Origin of the sequence: Anabaena sp. CA = ATCC 33047 (assembly GCF_963870205.1) — a bacterium.
GTDB lineage: Bacteria > Cyanobacteriota > Cyanobacteriia > Cyanobacteriales > Nostocaceae > Trichormus.
Genome location: NZ_CAWMSA010000067.1, coordinates 200,683 through 206,898, shown reverse-complemented (window position 1 = coordinate 206,898; position 6,216 = coordinate 200,683). Strand labels below are relative to the sequence as shown.

The following is a 6,216-nucleotide window of genomic DNA, read 5'->3' as shown; positions in this document are numbered from 1 at the left end:
TTCTGTAGGCGGGTTTCCCGCCGTAGGAAACTTTTCAAGACGAATTTTGAATTTTGAATTCCCCAAAGGGGCTTATGCAGACATTCGGCAACACAACATCATCCGGCTATATCCTCGCCTTAGATTTAGGTACAACAGGAAACCGCGCTTTTATCTTTAACGCCGACGGTAAAATTGTCGGACAGGCTTATAAAGAACTCACACAATATTATCCCCAACCGGGATGGTTAGAACATGACCCGGAAGCAATTTGGCAGGATACTTGCTGGGTGATGCAAGCTGCAATGTCTCAGTCTCAAATCACCCCATCTCAAATTACGGCGATAGGTTTGACTGTACAACGAGAAACTTGTTTACTCTGGGATAAAACCACAGGAAAACCATTACATAATGCTATTGTCTGGCAAGACAGGCGGACTACTCCCCTGTGTCTTCAATTACAAGCACAGGGATATAGTCAGGAAATATACCAACGCACAGGTTTAATTATCGATGCTTATTTTTCTGCAACTAAGCTCAGATGGCTATTAGACAAGATAACAGGCGTTGATTTGAATAATGTTATCGCTGGCACAATTGATACTTGGGTACTATGGAAACTCACGGGGGGAAAAGTCCACGCCACCGACCACAGCAACGCTAGCCGCACCATGTTAATGAATCTCACCACCTGCGAGTGGGATGAGAAATTATTGGATATTTTCCAGATTCCGGCGCATATCTTACCGAAAATTCAACCGAGTTTAGGTGAGTTTGGCGTGACTGATGCTGAGTTATTCGGTGCGGCTATTCCGATCACTGCTATTTTAGGTGATCAGCAAGCCGCTTTGTTTGGTCATGGCTGCGATCGCCCCGGTTTGATGAAATGTACCTACGGCACTGGTAGCTTTTTAGTGGCTCACACTGGGGCGGATATTGTGCGATCGCACAATCAACTGATTTCTACAATCGCCTGTACACAAGCCAATCCAAAAGATAATTTAAATATCGGCTACGCTCTAGAAGGCAGTATGTTTACCAGTGGTGCTTGTATCCAATGGTTGCGGGATGGCATCAAGTTAATCAAAACGGCGGCGGAAACTGAAGCTATGGCGCAGCAAGTAGCAGATAATGGTGGAGTGTACTTTGTCCCAGCATTTAGCGGACTAGGTGCGCCTTATTGGGATATGAACGCCAGAGGCGCATTTTTGGGAATTACGGCTGGTGTGCAACCCCAGCATTTAGTCAGGGCTGTATTAGAAGCGATCGCCTATCAAGTGTTAGAAGTAGTACAGGCTATCAACGCCTCTAGTAGCAGCCCCATGCAGCGTTTAATTGTCGATGGTGGTGCTTGTGAGAACAATTTTCTCATGCAGTTTCAAGCCGATGTCTTAGGCATTCCCGTAGAACGTCCCACCATGCGCGACACAACCGTACAAGGGGCAGCATTTGCAGCAGGTATCGCTAGCGGATTTTGGCATAGTTATACACAACTGGTAAACCAACGAAAAATTGACCGCATATTTCAGCCTGGAGAGGGAAGACATCAAGCCATAGCCAACTTTGCCACTTGGCAAAAAGCCGTTAAACGCTCTCTAGCCTGGGAAGATTAGGGGAAGCAGGGGAAGCAGGGGAGACAAGGAAGACAAGGAAGACAAGGAAGACAAGGGAGACAAGGGAGACAAGGGAGACAAGGGAGAATAATTTTTACCCAGTCCCCAATCCCCAGTCCCCAATCCCCTCACCCTGATTTAGCCGCTAGCTTCAAATCCAAAGTATAAAAGCCTACTTTGTTGGGAATTCTGGCGAATCTGCCTATACGATAACCACGAGACAATTCATTGAGTACCTTACTCTTAACTTCTCGGAAATCGTCATCATTTAATTCTCCATAAAGTCCCGTGATGACTTCCGCCACACCAAAGACTTTCCCTGGATGTTTGTGAAAGAAAGCGGTGAGAGCATCAATCAAAAATTGCCCTTCATAGGCTGGTAACATCGGGATATGATTTCCCTTGGGGATAACCACAGGTTTCTTCTTAGTTTTGCCGGCTTGAGAATACCTATGAGTGCGATTAGAATTTACCAAACTCAAATCTAGGGTATAACAACCGGGTTCGTCAGGAATGCGAAACCAAGCCTGTCTTTCTCTACCTTGTGTGAGGGAAGACTGAACTCTACCTTTAACTACATGGAAAACATCAGGTTCTAACTCACCATAGAGCGATCGCACAATAAAATCTATATGGCAGACAGTACCAATATGTTCTTCCAAGAGTTCAGCGATCGCTTCCATCCGACTCAGAGATTCATACTGGGATAACATGGGAATATCAACGCCTCTGATATCTTCCGGCGTTATCTCTTTGGGATTCGATGAATTGGCGGTTGCAGACTCGTTGACATCTGTCACCCTAGCAGCAGTATCTTCTATTTCCAAAGTTTCTAAGCTTTCGATGTCAGATTGGCTAGACTCTGACACATTCATATCAGCGAAAGCCGCACTATCAGGTGCAGAAAGGGAAGACTCATCTTGAGGAGATGGGCATAATTGCGGCGTGACTTTACTAGCTGTAATCTGGTCTTTGTCATCTGAATCAGAAGCCCAGGTTGATAACAAAGCTTGTACATGATCTAGCTGCGATCGCGCCTGATTATATAAACTTTCGTACTCTTCTACAAGACCAGCATAATAGTCTCTGAGTTCTAACAACGGCGAAAGAAAGTCTTGGGGAGGGGGTTCTAAATGTAATTGAGGATTCATCATCTATTTTCTCATCAACCTAAATCAGTATCACTTGTATAAGACATTGGCCGAGGTTTAGCCTTGTGACTTGGCTGCTGCGATTTTTTCGGTGGTTGGGGCGGGCGACATCTTTCGCAATATAAAGGACGAGGGCCATACGTCTCGCGTTTTGTAGCTTCATTGCACTCTTTACAGACAAAGTGAAAAACGCGAGTGTGAATTACACGTTGATGCGCTCTTACAGTATATTCTCTAACATTAATTACTTTACTGGACATAATCAAGAAGGTGGTATTTCAATCCTATCAATATAGCTATTCAAGCAAACAAACAGGGATCAGTGTGTGTTTAGTTGTCTACTTGATTTTAATCAGCAATTTTGGGCATCACAATCAATGCAAAGTTGGCATAGTATAAACCGGGAGTAGTGAGCGTGGATCTTTTCTTAGCATATAGTTAATTCCCAACATTTAGATACTAATTACTTGCGTTTCTTTGGCGTATGGAATAGCAACAGCATAAACAATTCCCTCCTCAGAAACACAAGGAGTAGGCTGTAGGGGTAAGAGGAATAAACTCAAGACTAATGACTTGTTGCTGACGAGTTAAGTCATCACTGTTTTTATATTTCTTTACAAAGATTCATAACAAACCAACTAGAGTGTATATATTGTACTTTTGCTACTCTAGATTTATGCTCATCGCCGGATGCCATCAAAACTGAGAATTGTTAATTAGGTGTAATTAATTGTGTTGAGATAATGAAATACATTAATGCTGAAAAGGCACAAACGAGGAACGCTTGCGCCTTAACTATCTGATTAACAGCACTCACTCACTATTATTTACTTTCCACAAAGTCAGCATCAATTACATCTTCACCGCCACCTTGTTCACCTGGGGTTGTACCGTCGGGAGTTGTTCCTGCGGCTTGGGCGTAAACAGCACTACCAACTTGCATCAGAACTTGTTGTAATTCGTTGGTTAGAGATTTGATTCGCTCAAAGTTATCTTGATTAATCGCCTCTCGTAAATCACTGATTAACCCTTCAACTCGACTGCGATCGCTGGCACTAACTTTATCACCTAAATCTCGCAATTGTTTCTCCGCTTGATATACCAAAGAATCCGCCATGTTCTTAGTATCAATCTGTTCCCGACGTTGGTGGTCTTCGGCGGCGTGGGCTTCTGCATCCCTCACCATCCGTTCCACATCGCGTTTATCCAGCGTAGAAGCCCCGGTAATCGAAATCGACTGCTGTTTGTTCGTTGCCCGGTCTTTCGCCGTCACCGAGAGAATACCGTTAGCATCAATATCAAAAGTCACCTCAATTTGTGGCACACCTCTAGGTGCTGGCGGAATTCCATCTAAACGGAAATTACCCAAACTTTTATTATCTCTAGCTAACTCCCGTTCACCTTGAAGAACATGAATTTCTACGTTTGATTGTCCATCGGCGGCGGTAGAAAAAGTTTCGGATTTCTTCACCGGAATGGTAGTGTTACGTTCAATAATCTTAGTCATCACACCGCCCAGAGTTTCCACACCCAAAGACAACGGTGTAACATCCAACAGTAAAATATCTTTGACTTCACCTGACAGTACACCCGCTTGAATAGCTGCACCAACAGCCACAACTTCATCCGGGTTAACTCCTTGACATGGTTCTTTCCCCGTCATTTGTCGGACTAATGCTTGTACCGCCGGAATGCGCGTTGAACCACCAACTAATACAACTTCATCGAGTTCCGCATGGGAAAGTTTAGCGTCTTGCAATGCTTGTTGTACAGGCTTACGACAACGGTCAAATAAATCGGCACACATCTCCTCAAATTTAGCCCGCGTCAGCGTCATATCTAAATGTTTTGGCCCTTCTTGCGTGGCAGTGATAAACGGGAGATTGATATTAGTTTGCGTCGCACTGGAAAGTTCAATTTTGGCTTTTTCGGCTGCTTCTGTCAGTCGTTGTAGTGCTTGCTTATCTTTCCGCAAGTCTACACCTTCATGACGTTGAAATTCACTCGCTAACCAGTCAACAATCTTTTTATCGAAGTCATCACCACCTAAATGAGTGTCACCACTGGTAGATTTAACTTCAAATACACCGTCGCCTACTTCCAAAATTGAAACGTCAAAAGTTCCACCACCCAAGTCAAACACTAAGATAGTTTCATTTTGCTTTTTATCCAAACCGTAGGCGAGGGCGGCGGCTGTCGGTTCGTTGATGATGCGGAGAACTTCTATACCTGCAATTTTCCCAGCATCTTTAGTAGCCTGGCGTTGAGAGTCATTGAAATATGCCGGGACTGTAATTACAGCTTGGGTGACTTTTTCTCCTAAATATTTGCTGGCATCATCTACCAATTTCCGCAACACTTGGGCAGAAATTTCTTCTGGCGCAAATTGTTTACTAGCTGCGGGACAGTCTAATTTGACATTTCCCTGACTGTCGCGCATGATTCGATAAGAAACTTCTGTGGCTTCATGGGTGACTTCATCAAATTTTCGCCCAATAAAGCGTTTCACAGAATAAAAAGTGTTTTCTGGGTTCATTACAGCTTGCCGTCTGGCAATTTGACCCACCAAGCGTTCACCTGTTTTAGTATATGCCACAACAGAGGGCGTAATTCTTTGTCCCTCTGCATTAGCAATCACGCTTGGTTGTCCCCCTTCCATCACAGCAACGCATGAGTTCGTTGTTCCTAAATCAATGCCAACTACTTTTGCCATAAGAATTTCCTCTCTTTAGGGTGTAGGTGCAGAACAACTGTTAACTATTGACTTGTAGAGACGTTGCATGCAACGTCTCTACATATATGCCTAACTCCCTGAAATTATCCGAGATTAACTTTTACAACTTTTTGTTTTTCTGATTCGGCTTTCGGCATCGTTAGACGAAGAATGCCGTTTTTGTATTCAGCTTGTACTTTGTCGTTTTGAATTTGATAAGGCAAAGGTATTTCTCTGTAGAATCTACCATACCGGAATTCAGAACGAGTCATACCAGCTTCTTCAGTTTTGGTTTCGGTTTTGCGTTCACCGCTAATCGCTATCGATTCGGGTGTGGCTTCTACATTAATATCTTTGGATTCTAAACCAGGTACTTCTAGTCTCAAATGAATCGCATCATCTGTTTCTTCGAGTTCAGCCGCCGGCATGAATGTCAATCCACCTCTTTCACCGCCATCTGTGGGCATTAACCTTTCAATCAGACGATTCATTTGCCGTTGTAAAGTATCAATTTCCCGGAATGGTTCTAAGCGTTCAATATCTCGGAATGGTTCCCAACGAATCAGTGCCATAATATCACCTCAAAATGCACTATTTTGGTTTGGAAAGCCTAATTTCAAGCTTTTTAGTTGACAGGTGGTCAGTATATTTGTTTGATTAATCTTGGTTGCGAACAGCTTTATCTCAAGCTTCCTTACTAACACACTAGAACACTGTAAAATAGCTGTGGGTTCGGTTTGATGAACCATTGCGATCGCAA

Annotated in this window: 5 protein-coding genes; 1 reads left to right on the top strand and 4 read right to left on the bottom strand. The window is 43.6% G+C overall.

Annotation, left to right across the window (positions count from 1 at the left end):
* Positions 1–74 precede the first annotated feature (74 nt).
* Positions 75–1,592 carry a glycerol kinase GlpK gene (gene glpK / locus AACS98_RS20275; protein WP_066383249.1) on the top strand — a complete coding sequence of 506 codons (1,518 nt, stop codon included), beginning with the start codon at positions 75–77 and terminating at the stop codon, positions 1,590–1,592.
* A gap of 128 nt (positions 1,593–1,720) precedes the next feature.
* On the opposite strand, the gene AACS98_RS20270 is transcribed toward glpK, so the two are convergent.
* The 4 genes from AACS98_RS20270 to AACS98_RS20255 all read right to left on the bottom strand — a co-directional run bounded on the left by AACS98_RS20270 (position 1,721) and on the right by AACS98_RS20255 (position 6,028).
* Positions 1,721–2,746 carry a hypothetical protein gene (locus tag AACS98_RS20270; RefSeq protein ID WP_066383247.1) on the bottom strand — a complete coding sequence of 342 codons (1,026 nt, stop codon included), beginning with the start codon at positions 2,744–2,746 and terminating at the stop codon, positions 1,721–1,723.
* Positions 2,747–2,757: 11 nt separating this feature from the next.
* Positions 2,758–3,003, bottom strand: coding sequence for a hypothetical protein (locus AACS98_RS20265; RefSeq protein ID WP_082803828.1), 246 nt, complete (start codon positions 3,001–3,003; stop codon positions 2,758–2,760).
* A 563-nt stretch (positions 3,004–3,566) separates the two neighbouring features.
* Complete coding sequence (gene dnaK / locus AACS98_RS20260; protein ID WP_066383245.1) at positions 3,567–5,456, bottom strand: molecular chaperone DnaK; 1,890 nt, start codon at positions 5,454–5,456, stop codon at positions 3,567–3,569.
* Positions 5,457–5,560: 104 nt separating this feature from the next.
* Complete coding sequence (locus AACS98_RS20255) at positions 5,561–6,028, bottom strand: Hsp20/alpha crystallin family protein (RefSeq protein ID WP_066383242.1); 468 nt, start codon at positions 6,026–6,028, stop codon at positions 5,561–5,563.
* Between the last annotated feature and the right edge of the window lie 188 nt (positions 6,029–6,216).

Excerpts from the sequence above, each read along its gene's own strand:
- glpK (WP_066383249.1), top strand. The coding sequence starts at position 75 with ATGCAGACATTCGGCAACACAACATCATCCGGCTATATCCTCGCCTTA.
- AACS98_RS20270 (WP_066383247.1), bottom strand. The coding sequence starts at position 2,746 with ATGATGAATCCTCAATTACATTTAGAACCCCCTCCCCAAGACTTTCTT.
- AACS98_RS20265 (WP_082803828.1), bottom strand. The coding sequence starts at position 3,003 with ATGTCCAGTAAAGTAATTAATGTTAGAGAATATACTGTAAGAGCGCAT.
- dnaK (WP_066383245.1), bottom strand. The coding sequence starts at position 5,456 with ATGGCAAAAGTAGTTGGCATTGATTTAGGAACAACGAACTCATGCGTT.
- AACS98_RS20255 (WP_066383242.1), bottom strand. The coding sequence starts at position 6,028 with ATGGCACTGATTCGTTGGGAACCATTCCGAGATATTGAACGCTTAGAA.